General features: G+C 66.2%; 19 protein-coding genes and 1 pseudogene. 14 read left to right on the top strand and 6 right to left on the bottom strand.

Annotation, left to right across the window (positions count from 1 at the left end; genetic code table 11):
* The first annotated feature begins 48 nt into the window (after window positions 1–48).
* Genes GVV86_RS13770 through GVV86_RS13760 form a run of 3 tightly spaced genes read left to right on the top strand, consistent with a single transcriptional unit; the run spans window position 49 to window position 3,101 of the window.
* Window positions 49–408 carry a response regulator transcription factor gene (locus GVV86_RS13770; RefSeq protein WP_159616253.1) on the top strand — a complete coding sequence of 120 codons (360 nt, stop codon included), beginning with the start codon at window positions 49–51 and terminating at the stop codon, window positions 406–408.
* Between the two features lie 9 nt (window positions 409–417).
* Window positions 418–1,095 carry a LuxR C-terminal-related transcriptional regulator gene (locus GVV86_RS13765; protein WP_246669989.1) on the top strand — a complete coding sequence of 226 codons (678 nt, stop codon included), beginning with the start codon at window positions 418–420 and terminating at the stop codon, window positions 1,093–1,095.
* A 2-nt stretch (window positions 1,096–1,097) separates the two neighbouring features.
* A complete protein-coding gene (locus tag GVV86_RS13760) occupies window positions 1,098–3,101 on the top strand; it encodes a GAF domain-containing protein (protein WP_159803090.1) in 2,004 nt (667 codons plus the stop codon).
* Window positions 3,102–3,171: 70 nt separating this feature from the next.
* Here the strand turns inward: GVV86_RS13760 and GVV86_RS13755 are convergent, their stop codons facing one another.
* The 4 genes and pseudogenes from GVV86_RS13755 to GVV86_RS13740 form a co-directional block, all read right to left on the bottom strand.
* A complete protein-coding gene (locus tag GVV86_RS13755) occupies window positions 3,172–4,230 on the bottom strand; it encodes an LLM class flavin-dependent oxidoreductase (RefSeq protein ID WP_159803089.1) in 1,059 nt (352 codons plus the stop codon).
* Window positions 4,231–4,354: 124 nt separating this feature from the next.
* The gene (locus tag GVV86_RS13750) at window positions 4,355–4,606 is read right to left on the bottom strand and encodes a hypothetical protein (RefSeq protein WP_159616259.1); all 252 of its coding nucleotides are present in this window, start codon (window positions 4,604–4,606) and stop codon (window positions 4,355–4,357) included.
* A gap of 165 nt (window positions 4,607–4,771) precedes the next feature.
* Window positions 4,772–5,094, bottom strand: a pseudogene (locus GVV86_RS13745) (SDR family oxidoreductase); the annotation flags it as partial.
* Between the two features lie 60 nt (window positions 5,095–5,154).
* Window positions 5,155–6,483 (bottom strand): hypothetical protein, encoded by a 1,329-nt coding sequence (locus GVV86_RS13740; RefSeq protein ID WP_159803088.1) that lies wholly within the window; start codon window positions 6,481–6,483, stop codon window positions 5,155–5,157.
* A 448-nt stretch (window positions 6,484–6,931) separates the two neighbouring features.
* Here GVV86_RS13740 and GVV86_RS13735 point away from each other — a divergent pair, with 448 nt between their 5' ends.
* From GVV86_RS13735 to GVV86_RS13685, 11 genes are all read left to right on the top strand, one after another.
* Window positions 6,932–8,290 carry a hypothetical protein gene (locus GVV86_RS13735; RefSeq protein ID WP_201291454.1) on the top strand — a complete coding sequence of 453 codons (1,359 nt, stop codon included), beginning with the start codon at window positions 6,932–6,934 and terminating at the stop codon, window positions 8,288–8,290.
* A gap of 174 nt (window positions 8,291–8,464) precedes the next feature.
* The gene (locus GVV86_RS13730) at window positions 8,465–9,379 is read left to right on the top strand and encodes a metal ABC transporter substrate-binding protein (protein ID WP_159803087.1); all 915 of its coding nucleotides are present in this window, start codon (window positions 8,465–8,467) and stop codon (window positions 9,377–9,379) included.
* Window positions 9,372–10,169, top strand: a complete 798-nt coding sequence (locus GVV86_RS13725) for a metal ABC transporter ATP-binding protein (RefSeq protein WP_159803086.1) — start codon at window positions 9,372–9,374, stop codon at window positions 10,167–10,169. The genes GVV86_RS13730 and GVV86_RS13725 overlap by 8 nt, the downstream gene beginning before the upstream one ends.
* Window positions 10,169–11,062: a metal ABC transporter permease gene (locus tag GVV86_RS13720; RefSeq protein WP_159803085.1), complete on the top strand. Its 894-nt coding sequence runs from the start codon at window positions 10,169–10,171 to the stop codon at window positions 11,060–11,062. The genes GVV86_RS13725 and GVV86_RS13720 overlap by 1 nt, the downstream gene beginning before the upstream one ends.
* A 275-nt stretch (window positions 11,063–11,337) precedes the next feature.
* Complete coding sequence (locus tag GVV86_RS13715; RefSeq protein ID WP_159616269.1) at window positions 11,338–12,513, top strand: phytase; 1,176 nt, start codon at window positions 11,338–11,340, stop codon at window positions 12,511–12,513.
* 29 nt (window positions 12,514–12,542) lie between these two features.
* Window positions 12,543–13,565: a non-homologous end-joining DNA ligase gene (gene ligD / locus GVV86_RS13710; RefSeq protein WP_159803084.1), complete on the top strand. Its 1,023-nt coding sequence runs from the start codon at window positions 12,543–12,545 to the stop codon at window positions 13,563–13,565.
* Between the two features lie 350 nt (window positions 13,566–13,915).
* The gene (locus GVV86_RS13705; protein ID WP_246669988.1) at window positions 13,916–15,619 is read left to right on the top strand and encodes a GAF domain-containing sensor histidine kinase; all 1,704 of its coding nucleotides are present in this window, start codon (window positions 13,916–13,918) and stop codon (window positions 15,617–15,619) included.
* Window positions 15,620–15,713: 94 nt separating this feature from the next.
* Window positions 15,714–15,968 (top strand): hypothetical protein, encoded by a 255-nt coding sequence (locus GVV86_RS13700; RefSeq protein ID WP_159616273.1) that lies wholly within the window; start codon window positions 15,714–15,716, stop codon window positions 15,966–15,968.
* A gap of 13 nt (window positions 15,969–15,981) precedes the next feature.
* On the top strand, window positions 15,982–16,902 hold the full coding sequence (locus GVV86_RS13695) for a hypothetical protein (RefSeq protein WP_159803083.1): 921 nt from the start codon (window positions 15,982–15,984) through the stop codon (window positions 16,900–16,902).
* Between the two features lie 60 nt (window positions 16,903–16,962).
* A complete protein-coding gene (locus GVV86_RS13690; protein WP_201291453.1) occupies window positions 16,963–17,220 on the top strand; it encodes a PLD nuclease N-terminal domain-containing protein in 258 nt (85 codons plus the stop codon).
* Between the two features lie 13 nt (window positions 17,221–17,233).
* Window positions 17,234–17,629 carry a response regulator gene (locus GVV86_RS13685; protein WP_159616279.1) on the top strand — a complete coding sequence of 132 codons (396 nt, stop codon included), beginning with the start codon at window positions 17,234–17,236 and terminating at the stop codon, window positions 17,627–17,629.
* 22 nt (window positions 17,630–17,651) lie between these two features.
* Here the strand turns inward: GVV86_RS13685 and GVV86_RS13680 are convergent, their stop codons facing one another.
* Together GVV86_RS13680 and GVV86_RS13675 are read right to left on the bottom strand one after the other, a co-directional pair.
* A complete protein-coding gene (locus GVV86_RS13680) occupies window positions 17,652–18,176 on the bottom strand; it encodes a hypothetical protein (RefSeq protein WP_159616281.1) in 525 nt (174 codons plus the stop codon).
* A 57-nt stretch (window positions 18,177–18,233) separates the two neighbouring features.
* Complete coding sequence (locus GVV86_RS13675; RefSeq protein WP_159803082.1) at window positions 18,234–18,437, bottom strand: hypothetical protein; 204 nt, start codon at window positions 18,435–18,437, stop codon at window positions 18,234–18,236.
* Between the last annotated feature and the right edge of the window lie 55 nt (window positions 18,438–18,492).

Raw genomic sequence — 18,492 nt, 5'->3', positions numbered from 1 at the left:
TCTGGTAAACCCCCCTGCAGAAGAGCAGACTGAGTGGGAGGCTGGGGGATGGCCCAATTCGTGCTCGTCGTCGATGATGATGAAAGGTTTCGGGACTTGGCCAGAAGACTGCTCGAGAGCTGCGGGTACGCGCCAGGGGGCGATGCTGGCAACGTGGCCGAGGCATTGCGTTGTGCCGCCGCCGCGCGGCCCGACATCGCACTTGTCGATATTGGGCTTCCTGACAGCGACGGCCTGGAACTGAGCCGGCAACTCACCGAAGCACCGTATTGGGTTCGGGTAGTGCTGATTTCCGCCGATAGCGACGCAACCTCGGCAGAGGAAGCCGCCGCGGCAGGTGCGGACGGGTTCATTCCGAAAAGCGAATTGTCGTGCTCGACGCTTCGGTCGATTCTCGGCGACGGGTAGGGAAGGTTGGTGAGTTCACCCGCACCGTCCCCGGTGCGTGTTGCCGTCGGAGAGGACGATGTACTCCTCCGTGAGGGAGTGACGCGGGTGCTCCTGGGTGCAGGGCTAGATGTCGTCGCTTCGACCGGGGATGCGACCAAACTTCTCGCCATGGCTTTGGTGTTCCGTCCCGATGTCGTCGTCGTCGATGTTCGAATGCCTCCACATCACGGTGACGATGGCTTGCGTACCGCCATCGAAGTCCGCAAACGCCTGCCCGGTACGGGAGTGGTGCTGCTGACGCAGTACTGCGAGCCCGAATTCGCGATCGATCTGATCGGTGATCGGCCGCAAGGCGTCGGATATCTTCTCAAGGAACGTGTGGGGGACGTCGACGATTTCGCAGCGGCGGTTCGACGGGTTGCCCATGGAGGAAGTGCCCTGGATCCCGAGGTTGTCACACGGATGCTGCGGCCGCGCACTGTCCCCTCCGAGCTCGCTGATCTCACCGACCGCGAGCGCAGTGTCCTGGCCTGCATGGCAGAAGGATTATCGAATCGAGGCATCGCCCGTGCGCTTCTCATCAGCGAAGCGGTTGTCGAGAAGCACGTCACGGCCATGTTCCGGAAGCTCGGGCTCGCCCAGCAGACCGATGGCCACCGCCGGGTGCAGGCCGTGCTCCGCTACCTCGCCGCTCAGGGGCCCTGACCATGAGCCCGCCCGAGCTTCCAGTTCCCGATCATGACCTCGAAGGGTTACAGAGATTAGCCAGCGAAGGGCGCTCTCTCCGCGACATCGCCGATCTCGTGGCGCGGGCGAGCCGCACTGAAGATGTGTTCCAGTTGGCAGCGATTGAGGCATCCCGGCAACTTGACGGTGACGCAGTCACGATCACTCGATACACCGCCGTCGACGAAATCACGGTCGTGGCCGCCCATGCCGGCCCGACGCCGATCGGCACCCGCATAAAGTTCGGACCGGATACCCAGCCGCATCGAGTACGCCAGCAGAAGTGCAGCGTGCGTGTCGATGACTTCAGGCTCGAGGTCAACGCCGCTCTCGCCGAGCGGTATGGGCTTCGGGCGTGCGTTTCAGTACCGGTGATCATCGAAGGCGTGGTCTGGGGTGCATTCTCAGCCACCTCCCTCACCGGACCCCTACCTAGGCGCACTGAGGACAGGCTCGAGAGCTTCGCTCAACTCGTTGTGACGACGATCGCCAACATCGAAGCCCGGGAGGAACTGCATGCTACCGCCCAACACGATTTCGCAATACGGCTTTTGGCCGAGCAATCAGTAACGGGCGCCTCATCCGAGAGGGCGCTGGCGATGACAGTGACTCACGCGCTCGCCTTACGAGGCGTTGCGCGGGCAACTATCAATCCCGACCCCATGACGCTCTTCTCACCTCCACAAAGCTCGACCTCGATGGCGGAGGATCATCCATCCCTTTCCTATCCCATCCAGACCCACGAGCGCACGTGGGCGTATCTCGAGATTGAAGCGCAGACCCACCCACTACCCGACACGACGGACGCGCGATTAAGGAACCTCGCTCAGGTCACCGGCCAGGTCGTATCCGCGATCCTGACCCGCCTGCACCTCCGCCACCTTGCCGAGGAGCAGGCAGCACTTCGCAGGATTGCCGAACTCATTGCAAGCGGCGCAGCGCCGTCGGACGTCTTCCATTCCATCGCGGCAGAACTGTCCCGCCTGCTCGCTGACTCGCCGGTCGTGATCGTACGATTCGACGCGGACGGACCGGTGATCGCGGCGGCCTGTCAAAGCGGGATCCCGGTAGGGACAAGACTCCCCGTCGCCAAAGAAACACCTGTCGAGCGGAGCCCGCGCGGCTCACGACAGGTCGACGAGATAACTTCCGCCGCGCGTTGCGTGTTCGGCGGCGACGCAGGAGCCCACGTCGGGGTACCTGTCACAGTCGCCGACCAGTTGTCCGGCGCTTTGCTCGTTGCGCCCCGTCCGGATTCGACGGCGGACACTGCCGGGACCGATCTGGAAGCCTTTGCTGATCTCGCTGCGGCCACTTTTGCCAACGCCCGGGCCAGGGAAGCGCTCATCGCATCAAGGGAGCGCATGGTCAAAGCCGCAAATGACGCACGGCACCAGCTGCAACGCGATGTGCACGACGGAGCGCAGCAGCGGTTGGTACACACCATCCTGGCGCTCAAACTCGCCCGCGACCGGGGCGCGCACGGCATGTCCACGGCCGCCCTCATTCAGGAAGCCTTGACGCACGCCGAGGAAGCCAACCGGCAACTGCGGGACCTGGTGCGGGGCATCCTGCCCGTCGCACTCACCCGAGGAGGTCTCGTGGCCGGCATCGAATCCTTCGTCACCGACCTGCCGGTGCCCGTCACCTTGCACCTGCTGCTGCCCAGGCTTCCCGGGACTGTAGAGACGACAGGGTATTTCACCGCCGCCGAGGCGATCACGAACGCCATCAAGCATGCGCACGCAGAGCATGTCGACGTCGCAGCGTGGCTCTCGGAAACAGGAGACGAGCTTCACCTACGGGTGCGCGATGACGGCGTGGGCGGCGCCGACCCCGACATGGGAACCGGACTCACTGGACTGACCGACCGCATCGAGGCCGCCGGTGGAACGATCACCATCACGAGCCCACCGGGATCCGGCACGGACCTCGAAGTGACTCTTCCACTGTCCTCGGCTTCGCAACACGACCGGGACAGGTGATCGGAGCCGCATCCGGATCGTTTCAGCCTTCCCGCCCTGCAGTGTGTTCAGCGTTGAGGGAGCGCGGCTCCTACTGCGGGTCCCGGGCAACTTCCGCCGGGGACCATCCCAAGGCGGGACCCAGCGTGGTTGCCATGTCGGTGAGGATTTGGGCATAGTCCTCATGATCGAAACTGAACGGTAAGGCGAAAGCCACCTCATCGACCTCCTGGAAGCCGGCATGCGCGTAGAGCTGTTCCGCGATCTGATCGCTGGTGCCGATGAGATCCGGAGCGAACAGCATCCTTCTTGGCCCCTGCGGTGCCCGGGTGCGTGGTAGACGTTCGTGCACGTACTGTTTGTACTTCTCCCGCTGGCTTGACGACGCCGAATCGGTCGGGATTACCACCAGGCCCTGTGAGACCCGGGCCGATCCGGGCGCTTGAAGTGATGCCGCCGCTGCTTCACGGTAGGCGCGGATCTGAGACTGCTGGACCAGGGCGAAGACGGGGTCTTGGTCCTCGTCGGGGAAGATCACGCTGCTGGAGAGCAGGTTGAAACCATTCGCTGCGGCCCAGACGGCCGACCTCCTGCTCCCTGCCCCATACCACAGGCGTTCCCGGAGCCCGGGGGAGTGCGGCTCGACACGGTCGGAAAACTCCTCCACCACGCCCTGCCGTCCGGAGAATGCCCGTACCGGTTCCCCCGCGACAAAGCGGGCAAAACGATCCACGCGTGCGTAACTGAAGTCCTCCGACGCCGACGAGTTCGGGTACAGCTCGTCCTTGACCGTGTCGTAGTGCATCGGTTCCCCAACACTCAGGCCCGGATTGATCCGCCCGCCGGAAAGGAGATCGACGGTGGCCAGATCCTCAGCCAGGCGCAGCGGGTTTTCCCAGCCCATTGGAGTCACTGCAGTGCCGAGCTCAATCCGGGAGCTGCGCTGGCTGGCGGCGGCCATCATAGCGACAGGCGAGGAAATTCCGAACTGTAGGTGCCGGTGGCGAAGCCAGGCGCTGTCAAAACCCAGCCGCTCGCCGAGTTCGATGATCTGCAGGGTCGACTCGTGCCCCGCGGCCGGATCCGCCGGATCGAACAAACCGATCGTAAGGAATCCGAGCTTGCGTAGCGGGCGCGGGGAGACGGGCATGGGATTCCTTCGAAGGATCGGTGTAGGACTGATCCCAGACTATGCGCCGGGTCTCGCGGCGCCTGCGAGGACGAAGGAAAGTTTCCTTTCGCGTCATCGACGCCGCCCTCACCGCATCTACTCCCTATCCCCGCCGGCGGGACCGGATCGCGACACCGTCCTGGGAGTGGATCAGACGGCGTCCCCGCCCCTCACCGAGCTGGATCCACAGCATGCTGCGGTCCTCTGCGAGATCGTCGACCCACCCGGGGAGGCTGTGTCCATCGACCGGCTCAACGGTCACAGCCTGCCCGCGGCGCAGATCCTTCCAGTTCATCCCGGTTTCCGGTGCCGCGATGCCCGCTGCACTCTCTTGCCCGTCAGCTGCCTGTGACACGCCGGCCTCCTGTCCCGCCCCGCATGATTGATGTGTTCCAAGGCTTTCACGAGGAGGTGAACGTGCCGTTAACCGGCCGTGAAAACGCCCCCTGCCATCCCTCCGCGATCCTGCCGCCGGCCACACGGAATGCGTCACCCTGTCTTTCGGACCGTGGCCGTTACCGCCGGCGTCCTTCGAAGCCAGCCAGGCCACCAGCGACGCTGATTCCGTGGGCTCGACCAGGCGGTTTAGGGCTGATTCGGCAAGCATCACCCTGGCCAGGACCTCGGCTTCGGCGATGCCGTGAACGCGGGCCTGCTCTGCCTGCTGCTTCTCCACCAGAGGGGGCGGAAGTAGCCGGGGTTGATGCAGTTGGACGCAGCGCCATGGCAGCCCCCTTCGAATGCCGTCACCTTGCTCAGCCCTTCAAGGCCATGCTTGGCGGAAACGTTGGCGCTCTTGAACGCCGAAGCGCGGAGTCCGTGCACGGAGGACAGGTTGATAATCGTCCGGCGGCACAGCGGTCACCGTCGGCGCCGTTGTATTCCTACCGCCGGGTGGGGCGGCTAGTTTCTGAGATCTATGGCGGCGTGCCAGTACCGAGCGTTGGATCTCGCGGCGGCCAACACCACCAGACCGGTCTGGCCGGTGACGTTTTGTTTGGTTGTCGTGGGGTCGTTGATGTCCAGGTCGGTACTGCTGCTGATGATGGGCGTACCGGGGCCGGGCGGGAAGGAAACGTTGTCAAGCGGCGCCTTCTTGTAATAAATGGTGCCGCCCCCCTCCGGCGCGACCGCGAACATCCAAACCTGACGGCGCTCCTGGTCGATCATGACCATGGGCCGGGTGTGGGCGTCCTCGACAGCGCCAAACGGCGCGCTGGTCCAACGGGCGTTACTATCTCGGACCAGGAGCGCCACCAAGGTTTGGCCGGGTTGCTGAGCGGATGTTTTGATCGCTGCGTAGAGACGGCCGCTGCCGTCGGTTGTCAGTTGCCTGAGGTTTAGATGGTCGTTCGCGCATCCCCCGGTGCAGTTGTTTCCTGCCCCGTAAGCGATCTCTGTCTGCCACGATTTCTCCGGCTGACCGTCCTGGTGGATGGCCAAGTAGAACCTCTTTTGCTCCGACCGCTGGTTGCTCCACATGACTGCGATCTTGTTGCCCTGGAAGGCCGTGACTGCAGAGATGTCGTCGTGGTGCGCCTGCGCGTTGGTTGTCGGCAGCACAAACGGTGTTCCCCACGCCGAGTCGCTCGTCGTCGAGTGGTTGACGTGGACACGGTTGGTGTTATCAGCCGAGACGACGGTGTAGGTGACCCATAGCTTGCCGACGGAGTCTTTGGCCACCGTAATCGATTCCGAGCTTCCCTTGTGAAGGGTGACGGGGAATCCGGCGTCTCGTGAGAAGGTCTTCGTCGATGGGTTGTAGCTGAAGCGGTGAAGCTCTGCGGACCCGGAGGTCACTGCCTCCCGAGATGGTGGCGAACCCCATTCCGAGAGCACAGTCGTGCCCGACACAATATAGAGCTTGCCGCCCCTTTCGTCCCATAGCGCGTCTCCGCGCGCATTCGGCCGGGCGTCAACGACCGTTTCCGTCTCCTGCCACTCCTGCGTTGCGGCGTCGAGCCGGTGGATTTTCGTCGCATTTGCGGACGCGCTCCACAACAGCCCCCACCAAGTCCCGTCCTGGATCCACAGCTTGCTCTGGGCCTTGTCCGCGGTCGGGGTTCTCACGCCGTCGCCTGCGTATGATGGCCCAGGTACTCCCACATCGGCCGCCTGGGCGGGGAGGGGGAGCGCGACCGTGACGGCTACCGCGAACAGCAGAGCTATGAAAAGGCGCAGCAAACGCATGGGGGTGCGCTCGCGGTTATGTCGTTGGACAGGTTTGGTCATGATTGTTCTCCAATAGGAGGCAGGGCTTTGCGAAGGACGCCAGCCCTGTCATGAATAGCTGAAAACACGGTGCCTGCTCGGCGACAAGATAATTCGCGGCGGCGGCTCCTGGCCGCACTTTCCTCTGGCAACCACAACTTAAATCCGCCTACTGGGCGTGTCAACGACTGTGCCTACCCTAAATGAAATGAAGGTAGGGGCAGGAGGAGGCGCGTTTGCCTCGGCGCACGGAACGTTTTCTTATATCTCGACATCCTGTCCTGACCGGCCTGGCGCATCGTTTCGACGGCCTGACCAGCGCTCCGGCGGCCACTGTTGAGGCCGATCCGAGGTCACGAGGGTGAGGTGCATACCCGAACTATATGAGAATCATTCTCAAAAGCGAAGCCGGGGAGGCCGGGGGGGGTCTACTTTGCTAATGATAATGATTTACGTTTAGCATGCTGATATGCCGATAGTCACCCGCACCCTTTGCCTGTCCACCGCCATGGCCGCAGCCCTTGCTCTGAGCTCCTGCGCCACGCCCGGATCCTCCGCGCCCAAAGCCGGCGCCCCCACAAATTCCGCCTCCTCCGCCGCCGGGGAGGAGGATGGAAATGCCGACCGCCAGGAGGTGGACGGGCTGGCCCCGCGCGCCGTGCTGACCTACGACGGCGGTCTGATGACCGTTGACACGGAGACCGGTGAGGTGGTCGCAAAGACCGAGACGGACGGCTTCCTGCGGCTCAACAACGCCGGCGACGGCCGGCACCTCCTGATCAGCGACGGTGATGAGTTCCGCATCTTCGACAGCGGCCTGATCGCTGAGGGGCATGGGGATCACGACCACTACTACGAGACGGCACCGGCCCTGACCGGCGCCGGCATCGCGGCCCCCGAGGCCGCGCACGTCGTCGCGCACGAGGGCAGGACCGCCCTTTTCGCCGACGGGACCGGGGGGATCACCGTGATGGATTCCGCCGCCTTCAGCGACGGCAAGGTGACTCCCGACGAGGTCGAGGAACATTCCACAGACACCGCCCACCACGGCGTCGCCGTCCCGCTCAGCAACGGGGACCTGCTGTTGACCCAAGGCACCGCGGAGTCACGGAACACGGTTCAGGTGGTCTCTCCCGACGCGAAAGTCCTCGCCGAAACCACCGACTGCCCGGGCGTCCACGGCGAAGCCTCCGCCCAGGCCACCGATCAGGGCGATGTGGTGACCCTGGGCTGTGAAAACGGGCCGGTGATCTACCGCGACGGCGCGTTCTCCAAGGTGCCCGTGGAAGAGCAGTACCAGCGTTCGGGCAACCAGTTCGGCGACCACGGCTCACCGATCGTGCTCGCCGACTACAAGACCGATCCCGACGCCGAGCAGGAACGGCCCACCCGGATCGGGCTGATCGACACCCGCGCCGCGTCCATGAAGACCGTGGATCTGGGGTCGCCCTACTGGTTCCGCTCCCTCGCCCGCGGAGCCGAGGGTGAGGCGCTGGTTCTGACCTACGACGGTGAACTGAACATTCTGGACGAGGAAACTGGTGGCATCGTTCACGAGGTCAAGGTCACCGGGTCCTGGGAGGAACCGGCGGAGTGGCAGTCACCCGGCCCGGCCGTGAAGGTCGGCACCGACGGATTCGCCTACGTGACCGAGCCCGCCACCAAAAAACTGCACGTCGTCGACGTCGCCGCCGGCACCCTGGTGGACAGCCTAGATCTGCCCGAAACACCAGTGGAACTCGCGGTCCTCACCGGGGAAGCGGAAGCACCGGATCACGACCACGAAGACAACCACGACCACGCCCAGAACGAGGAAGAGGACCACTAACCCGGCTCTGCCGTGGCGGCTCCGGCATGGGGCCGCCACGGCGTCATGCTCCCTGATGCTCCCACCGGGCACCATCGGATGCGCCGCGTTCCGGGGACCGCATCCTTCGGGGACTCCAACTTTCGGGGACCGCATCTCCAGGGCGCCGATCTGCACCACCAACCGAGGATATTCATGATCTCCCTTCCGCGCCGCACACTCGTCCTGCCGGTGCTGGCCGCCGTCACCCTGTCCGCATGCGCCCCGTCCGCGCCGACGGGCACAAACGGCGAACCGGCGTCGCTGAAGGTGCTTGCATCGTTCTACCCGCTCCACTACGTCGCAGAGCGGGTGGGGGGAGAGGAAAGCGCCGTCGGCTCGGTGACTCCACCCGGCGCAGATCCACACAATCTCGAACTCTCGCCGGCGAAGGTCGCCGAACTGGCGGATGCATCCGTGCTGGTCTACGCCTCCGGATTCCAGGCCGCCGTCGATGAGGCGGTCAGCCAGGTCTCCCCGGAGCAGACCATTGATGTGGCCGACGCGGCTGACCTCTCACCCGCCGACGGGAGTAGCAGCGCTCCGGACTCCGGTGGAGCCGACCCACACTTCTGGCTTGACCCGCAGCGTCTTGCCGCAGTGGCCGATGTGGTCGCACAGGGTTTCAGCGAGATCGACCCGGAAAACGGTGAGACATATAGAGCCAACGCGCAGGAGCTGAGCCAGGATCTGTCTTCTCTCGATGAGGAGTTCTCCACCGGCCTGGCGGACTGCGAACGGCGCACGATCGTCGTCGCCCATGAAGCCTACGGATACCTGGCCGACAGGTACGGTCTCAAGCAGACGGGCATCTCCGGAATTGACCCTGAATCCGAACCGGCACCGGCGCGGATAGCGAAGCTCCGCAGGGTCATTGAGGGCCGGAATGTCACGACGATCTTCACCGAGTCGCTCGTGAACCCCAAGGTGGCCGAGGTTCTGGCATCGGACCTCGGAATGAAAACGGCCCTGCTTGACCCTCTTGAGTCGCTGACGGACCCGGGTAAGGATTACCTCGACGTCATGCGGAACAACCTGGCCGCACTGCGCGGGGCCCTGAACTGTGAGTGAGTCCACCGGCAGCTGCGCGGCGGTCCTGGTCGACGGTCTCCGCGTCCATCTGGGCGCAAGCCGGGTGCTGGACGGGATCAGTCTGCGGGTCGCAAGGGGTGAGACGCTCGGCCTGCTCGGCGCGAACGGTTCGGGGAAGACCACCCTGGTGAAGGTCCTCATGGGACTGGTCCCCATCACCGCAGGGCGGGTGTTGCTTCACGGTTCGGACATTCGAAACCGGCGCTCCGTTCCGTGGTCACGCATTGGGTACGTGCCCCAAAGGGTGAACTCCAATCCAGCGATGGCCGTGACCGCCGAAGAGGTTGTGGCTTCGGGACTGCTCACCGACCGGAATCTTTTTCGGGGACGCCGCGGGCGCGGGCGTGTGATGGAAGCACTCGAACAGGTCGGGTTGGCCGGACGCGCCGGAGATAGCGTGCACATCTTCTCCGGCGGGCAGCAGCAGCGGGTGCTCATAGCGCGCGCCCTGGTCCGCCGGCCGGAGCTGCTCGTGATTGATGAACCGATGTCCGGAATCGACAGGAAGTCCCAGGAGGCCCTGGCGGCCACCCTGGGTAAACTGCAGAGCGAGGGCACCAGCATCGTGGTCGTCCTCCACGACCTCGGTGTGCTGGCCCCGATCATTGAGCGTACCGTGGTCCTTGAAAACGGGCGCGTGGTGCACGACGGCGCACCGCCCTCCTCCAGGCCCCCGAGCCCGGACCAGGACCACTTCCACGGTCAGGTGCGCGGGCAGCCGCCGCGTTGCACCGCACCTGTGATCGCTGCAGGCTGGCGGGGGCAGTAATGGAATTCTTCGACACTTTGAGCACCATGCTCTCCAGTTCACTGATGCAGCGGGCCTTGATCATTGCGGTGCTGGTGGGTGTGGCCGCGCCAGTGATCGGAACCTATCTGGTGCAGCGCCGCCTGGCATTGCTCGGCGATGGCATCGGCCATATCGCCCTGACTGGGGTGGCGATGGGATGGCTCGCCGGGGCTGCGGCCGGCAGCGCTTCTGCGGACGCGCTGGCGGTGCCCGGCGCCGTCATCGCCTCGGTCGCCGGTGCGCTTCTGATCGAGTTCGTCCGAGAGCGGGGCCGGACCAGCGCGGATGTGGCGCTGGCGCTGTTGTTCTACGGCGGGATCGCCGGCGGCGTCCTGCTCATCGGTCTTGCCGGCGGCACAGCGGCGAACCTGACGGGATACCTGTTCGGGTCGATTTCCACAGTGGACCAAGCCGATGTCTGGCTCACCGCCGGCCTGACGGCCCTCATCTTCGGCGTCGGTCTTGGCTTGCGCCCGGTGCTGTTCTCGCTCTGCTACGACGAGGAATTCGCGCGTGCGAGCGGCCTGCCCGCCCGGGCTCTGAATATTCTGGTCGCCGTCACCACCGCGCTCACCGTGTCGATCTCCATGCGGGTGGTGGGGGTCCTGCTGGTTTCCGCGCTCATGATCGTTCCCGTCGCGATCGCCCAATTGGTCACCGCATCCTTCCGCACGACCATGGGGCTGGCGATGGCCCTGGGAGCCACCGTGTGCGTGGTCGGATTGTCGATCACCTACTACCACCCGCTGTCCCCTGGAGCCACGATCACCGCACTCGCGATCGCCCTCTACGCAGCACTGGCGCTGATCCGCCCCCTGACGCTCCGCAGGCGTCCGGCCGGCTCCCCCTTAGAGACAGTAAATGAGCGGTAGCGGCACACGGGAGGGACCGGCGACGCGCGCGACCCGGCAGCGGTCGTTTCGAGATCTCCGACGACGAGATGATGAACGCTTTTGCTTCCGGCAGGTCTCCGCCTCAGCCTCCGCACCATCCGCCTCAACAAGCCTTTCAAATGAGTTAAAGCGGACTCTTGAGCGCATGCTTTAGGCCCCGTACGCTTTCGTTGTAGCTGGGGGAGCGAATTGCCAAGCAAGGAGCCCTTCTGCGCCGCCTTCGTACAGCGCACCGGCCAACGGATAGGAATGCCATGGCCCACTCCGTAAGTGTTCGACGCACGCTGATCCGGCTCGCGGTCCTGCTTGTCGCGGTTTCAGCTGCCGCCCTCGCAGTCCTCAACTTAGTCATCGCCCCGCAGGGCACCCCGCAGGCGGCTTCGGCGGGCGCTCCGGTTCCGTCCGAAGAGACAAAGCCCGTTCCGAGCGCCGAGGACGCGGCGGACGACACCGCCATCTGGATACACCCGACGGATCCGTCGCAGAGCGTGGTGATCGGTACGGACAAGACGGCTACCGGGGGCGTGGGGGTCTATGACCTATCGGGGCGCCAGATACATTTCTACCTGCACGGCAGCATGAACAACGTCGATCTTCGGTACAACTTTCCGTTGGGAAGTGAGCGCATCGCCCTCGTCGGTGCGACCGAGAGGAATGAGGGGTCGACCGGTGTTCGGTTCTATAAGGTGAACACTGCGGATCGGTCTCTGACCGAGGTGGGGCGCATCACCACTCCGGGCAGGCCTCGCGGCTTCGCCATGTACCACTCGCCGGTCTCTGGGAAGTATTTCGCCTTTGTGCATGATTTCAATACCAACGAGGTAACTCAGTTCGAACTGGACGGCTCCACTGGATCGGTTCAAGGGACTGCCGTGCGTACCTTCGACAACGGCGGCAGTTCGGAAGGCATCGCGGCAGATGATGAGCTGCAACGTGTCTATGTGGCCGAGGAGGAGGTCGGCTTGTGGCGGTACGGAGCTGAGCCGGGGCACGGTTCGATCCGGACACTCGTGGACCGCACCGAGGCAACCGGTGGACGGATAGTGGACAACATCAAAAATCCCGCCATCTATTATGGTCGGGAGGGGACCGGTTATCTGATTGTGTCGAGTCAGGGTGGATCCAACTTCGTCGTCTACAACCGCGGTGACAACGACTACATCGGCTCCTTCGAGATCGGCGATGGAGACAGCGTCGACGGTGTGAGTGGTCAAGACGGCATTGACGTGACCAATTTCCCACTCGGACCTTCATATCCCGCTGGACTTTTCACCAGCCAGGACCACACCAACACCGATGCGGGCAACGACAACAGTGGTAACCAGAACCACAAGCTTGTCTCCTGGCAGCGAATCGCCGATTCCTTCAACCCCAAGCTGCTCGTGGACACCACTTTTGACCCGCGTCAAATAGGAGCAGAGGACAAATGAGGGCGGGCCCCGCGGAGTAGGGTGCTCCCATGGCCCGCGAAGAAACCACCCTCTCCGTCCCCGGCCCTCATGGCGCCCGCGACGTCCGCATCTCAAGTCCCAGCCGGGTGCTCTGGCCCGAGCCCGGCCTGACGAAGCTCGACCTGGCGCACTACCTCATCCGGGTTCACGAGGCGTTCCTCGCCGCGAACGGCGACCGGCCGGTGTCCCTGCAGCGGTTCTCCGGCGACATCGACGGCGAGCAGTTCTTCTCCAAAAACCCCCCCAAGGGCGCACCCGACTTCATCCGCTCGGTGCCCGTGGTGTACCCCAGCGGCCGGTCACACCCGCAGCTGGTCCTCAATGAGCCTGCCGCCGTGGTGTGGGCCGCGCAGATGAACACCCTCGTATTCCACCCCTGGGCCTCGCGGGCCGGCAACCCCGACAACCCCGACCAGCTGAGGATCGACCTCGATCCCCAACCGGGCACCGGTTTCGAGGAGGCCGTCCCAGCCGCCCTTGAACTGCGCTCGGTGCTCGCCGAGGCCGGACTGACCTCCTTCGTGAAGACCTCGGGCAACCGCGGGCTCCACGTTTTCGCCCCGATCCGCCCGGACCACGAGTTCCTCGAGGTCCGCCACGCCGTCATCGCCGCCGCCCGCGAACTCGAGCGCCGCATGCCCGACAGGGTGACGACAGCGTGGTGGAAGGAGGAGCGCGGGCAGCTCGTCTTCGTCGACTACAACCAGGCCAACCGGGACCGCACCATGGCGGGGGCGTACAGTCCGCGCCCGCTGCCCCATGCCCCGGTGTCCTGCCCCCTCGCCTGGGACGAACTGGGCGCGGCGGACCCCCGCAGCTTCACGGTGGTGACGGTGCCGGCGCGGCTGGAGGACCGGGGGGACCCGTGGGCGGACATGCACTCCGAACCGGGCACGATCGACACGCTGCTCGGCTGGTGGGAGCGGGACCTGGAGGCGGGCCTCGGGGAGCTTCCCTTTCCGCCGGACTATCCGAAGATGCCCGGTGAGCCCCCGCGCGTCCAGCCAAGCCGGGCGCGGGCCAAGGGATAACGGCCTCCCGCATGTGACGCCGGGGGACACGCGGGGTGGCGCTCGGCGGGAGAACACCCGCAGAATGGACAATGTAGGAAAAATTTAGGAAAAGTTCAGGAAAGACGCAGGATTGCAGGGACGCGGCGGGGCGAAGGAGCGCCTCCCGCGGGAGGTCGCGTTGCGGGCAGGCTGGGGTGCTGACCGGTGGAAGGGGATCCTTCCGCTGCCAAGTGGGTTTGCCGAAGTCGGGGGAGTGCAATGGCTGGAATCGATGCGATCTACGTGCTGCCGGTGGAACGGCCGCCGAAGCGGGGACGCCTGGAGGCGCCCCCTGCCGGGCCGGGCCGCGCCGCGGGCGGTGGACGGTGGTGACGGCGTCAGCTCCGGGGCCCCGCCGCGCGTCCGTCGCGCAGTCCTCCCTGCCCGGCGCGGAGCAGGTGCTGAAGGACCTCCTGCCGCACACCGAGGACCTCCTCCACACCCAGGAACGACTGCAGGGCCTGCTCTCGGCGGTCATGTCCCTCGCGGAGAACCTCAGCCTCGAGGCAGTGCTTGACCGGGTGGTGACCTCCGCCTGCCAGCTCGTTGGGGCGCGGTACGGGGCCCTGGGGGTGATCGGACCCGACGACGCACTGACCCACTTCGTCACGGTCGGCATGGAGGAGGACCAGGCCCGCCTCGTCGGGGAAATGCCCGAGGGCCGCGGCGTGCTCGGGCACCTGATCCGGGACCCCCGGCGGATCCGCCTGTCCGACCTCAATGAGCACCCTCAGGCCAGCGGCTTCCCCGAACACCACCCGCCGATGCGCACGTTCCTCGGCGTTCCGGTTCGGGTGCGCGGGGTGGCCTTCGGGAACCTCTACCTCACCGAGAAGGAGGGCGGGGAGCACTTCACGGCCGAGGATGAGGAACTCGCCGTGGCGCTGGCCGCGGCGGCAGGCGTCGCCATTGAGAACGCGCGCCTGTTCGAGGACGCCACGCGGCGCCAGCGGTGGCTCGAGGCCGGCATGGACGTCAGCGAACGGCTGATGGGCAACCCGACGGCGGAAGCCGCGGGCCTCGACCTGATCGCCGAAGGGGCCCTCGAGCAGTCCGACTCCGCGGTGGCGATGATCGCCTTCCCCGATCCAGGCGGCCGCGTGCTGCGCTGCGGCACGGCCGTCGGCGACAGCCACCTGGTGAAGGGCCACGCCATCGCCGCCGACAGCACGCCCATCGCCCACCTGCTGACCACCGGAGAGTCCGTCCTGTGCCGCGCCCCTGATCTCTGGGCGGGGGCGGCGGCCGCTGAGGAACTCGGTCCCGTCCTGGTGGCGGCACTGGGCCACAAAGGCACCCACGCGGGGATCCTGATCCTTGCCCGCCCATTCGGAGCGCCCGGGTACGGGCAGGTCGACGTGGAGATGAACGAGGTGTACTGCTCGCGCGCAGCACTGGCCCTTGAGCTGGCCCACGCCCACCTGATGCGGGAGCAGCAGATCGTCTTCTCCGACCGGGACCGCATCGCGCGCGACCTTCACGACCTGGTGATCCAGCGCATCTTCGCCGCCGGCCTGAGCGTACAGAGCCTGCGCCGCCACACCACGGACCCGGTCGCGCAGCAGCGCATCAACTCCATCACCGGGGAACTTGATGAGACGATCCGGGGACTGCGGGACACCATCTACGCGCTGGGTGACAACGGCGGGCGCGAGCGGCTCAGCTCCCGGATCGTCCGGGCGGTGCAGGACGGCACCTGGCAGGCGGGCACGACGCCGGAACTGCAGATGCGCGGCCCGGTGGACGGCATTCCGGAACCTGTGGCCGGTCACCTGCTGGCTGTGCTCTCGGAGGGCCTCTCGAACGCCCTGCGGCATTCGGGGGCGCTCCACATCACCATCACCGTCTCGGTGCGGGGCGGGCAGGTGAAGCTGCTGATTGAGGACGACGGGAAGGGCTTCCGCAACCCAGGGCGCACCAGCGGCCTCTCCAATATGCAGCACCGTGCGGCGGCGGTCGGGGGAACATTTGTCCCCGTGAGCGCCCCGGGCCATGGAACGAGGCTCTCGTGGACGGTACCGCTTCCACGGTGAGGACCGGTGGAGGACGAAAGCCCCTGTGCAGGAGCCGGAACTTGAGCTTTACTTGTGCCGACGCCGCAGCACCGCCAATGGATCGGAGCATTCAATGAGCCTTGAGGAAACCTGGGACAAGCTGGACCAGCCCACGCGCCGATGGATCACGACGAACCGCGGATGCAGGGTGCTTCCGCGCACGGTGGCCGGAGCCGTCCGCCGTGCCGCGGGGCACCCGGAGGTCGACACCCAGCACGGCCAGATGGAGCTGACGCCCGAGGACCTGCGCTTCATCGCGCGGATGTCCGATGAGGCCGCCGGACAGCAGCTGGCGGCGCCGCTGAATCCGCCGCTCCCTCAGGGGTAGGAAGGGCCGGCCAATGCAGCACAGAACAGCCCCCCTGGACATCGATATCCGCCCGCTTCCGGCGAAACGTGCCGTGGTGGAGGGCGAGAGCTTCGCCGTCGACGTCGAAGCCGTCGCCGAGCGCGACGTGGTGGCCGATCAGGTGGTGCTCGAAGTGGTCCAGGTGATCGACTACGGGTACGGCCGCACCAACCTCCACGGCGTGATCTACACCGCGCGGGACCGCTCCACCCACGTCATCTCGCAGCAGCCACTGCCGCCGGCCGGCAGGGTGATGGCGGGGGAGACCTACCGGACCCGCGCCGTCGTCGCCGTTCCGGCGCTGAACCTTCCCTCCGTGCGGGGGGAGCTGATCAGCATCTCCTGGATCCTTCGGGTGCGCATGTCCGCCCGTAATGATCAGGAATCCGTGGGCGAGGGAACGTTCACCGTCCAGTCGGCCGCGGCGGGCTGCAGTTCCGATGCCGTCCAGGATCCGGAGGCCACCGTCCAGTGGACGGCGTCCCTTGAACTGGTCGAGCTGCCCGCGCGTGTCCTGACCAACGCGACACCGGTCACCGGACGGCTCCGGGTTGCCCTGCACCACGGAACGCTGCGTTCGGTCCGGGTGGAGCTCGTGATGCTCGAAGCGGTCGCCTATGGGCCCACGCCCGCTGGCCAATCCGGCGACCGCCCGCAGAAGCACCCCCGGCACACCGAAAACACGATCGCCGCGACCACCCTGACGGATGGACTGCCCGCCGCTGGGGCGGAGGCCGTGCTTCCGTTCGAGGTCGCCACTCCGCGTTTCCTGCCCTCACCGTCGCTGGATACGGGGAAGTTCCGGGTGCGCTGGCAGCTGCGGATCACCGCCGATGTTCCGCACCGTCCCGATCCACAGCTTCGGGTCGGCCTGGTCGCGGTCACGGCGCCCCAGGCCGCGCATTCCTCGTAGCACCGCTCAGCCGGAACCGGCGCCACGGGCGCTCTGCGCCACCGACCGAAAGGATCAACCATGACGCGAAGCGCCCGGGCCCGTGCGGACCGCAGGAAGTCCTGGAAGGACCTCAGCCGGGTCCAGCGCAGGGCCGTGATGGCGCTTGGATCTGTGCAGGTGCCCCTGATGGCCGCCGCACTCACCGACCTCGCGCGGCGCCCTGCCGCCGCCGTCCGGGGCAGCCGCGCCGCCTGGGCCGTTGCGTGTTTCGTCAACTTCGCCGGGCCGATCGCCTACTTCCTCTTCGGGCGCCGCCACCCGGCCGCCCCGCGTTGAGTAGACTTGCCGAATGCAAGACGATAAGCCAGCGCGAGCCGCGGTGGTCATTGAAGACGACGATGACGTCCGGGACCTCCTGCACGCGGTGCTTACGGGGTTCGGCTTCACAGTGCACACCGCCCCCGCAGGTCAGGCCGGTGTCGAAATGGTGCGCCGGATCGCCCCGCAGGTGGTGACCCTCGACGTCGGCCTGCCCGACATCGACGGGTTCGAGGTGGCACGGCGGATCCGCCGGTTCTCCTCCACGCTGATTGTCATGCTCACCGCGCGGGCCGACCCGCGCGATGAGGCCCGCGGCGCGGAGGCCGGGGCCGACGAATACCTCACCAAGCCCTTCCGCCCCGCCGAACTGCGCCGCCGCATCGAGGACGGGCTGAACAAGCGCAGCGTGCCGGTCCCTTCCTAGGCGGCACCGATCGAGGCGCTGCTCAGTGGCTGCGGACACCCCGCCGTGAGATCAGCCGCGGGGCGATCCACCGGTCGGCCGCAACGCCCGTGACGAGGGAGTAGACCGCCTTGTGGAGGTAATCCACCGTCTTCTCCCCGACCGGCCAGAGCGACGGCGGCGCACCGGCGCCCGTCGCGTTCTCCAGGGTCTGGTCGAAGGCGAGGCGCACCACGGTGTGGGTGGCGTTGGCGGTCCCTCCGCGGATGCCGGTCATGGCCCAGACGCCCCGCAGGGCCCCGAGCACCGCCCCGGTTCCCCAGTGCATCGCGGAGTTGGCCGCGGCGGGCTTGGCCCGGTCCGACACCGGCCGGCCCAGCAGCGTGCTCAGCGTGCGTCCCGGCACGTATGAGTCCGGCCGTTTGGTGAGCGCCTGTTCGATTTTTTCGCCGAGGGTCATGGCGGCGGCGCCCACGAGGCCCGCACACGCCCCCTGCACCGCGGACCCCAGGATCAGGGTAAGCCGCACCCCGGTCGAGCTACGTACCCGCCTCTTGCGCCGTTTCATCTGTGCACTCCTGTCCCGCCGGCAGGACCGACGGCTGACGCCCGCCCTGGCCGGCTGTCACTGATTGTCGTTGTCCTCGCCGCGGGCATCGTCACCCTGGTCGGTATCGATGCCGTTGTTGTCGTCGTACTGCGAGGACTCCTCGGGTGAGGAGCCTCCGCCATCCTGGTTGTCGGCGTCGTCGCAGCCCACGAGGAACATTGCGCTGAGGGCGAGGATGAGCGGGTATTTCCTAAGGGCGTCGGCTGCCACCGTTCTCACTTCTCTCCGTCTTGGTCCACCTGCCTGCGCTTAAACCGTAGGACGGCGGGCTGGG

Source organism: Arthrobacter zhaoguopingii, assembly GCF_009828595.1.
Lineage (GTDB): Bacteria > Actinomycetota > Actinomycetes > Actinomycetales > Micrococcaceae > Arthrobacter_D > Arthrobacter_D zhaoguopingii.
The sequence above is the reverse complement of the archived record's forward strand: the minus strand, read 5'-3'. Positions and strand labels throughout refer to the sequence as shown.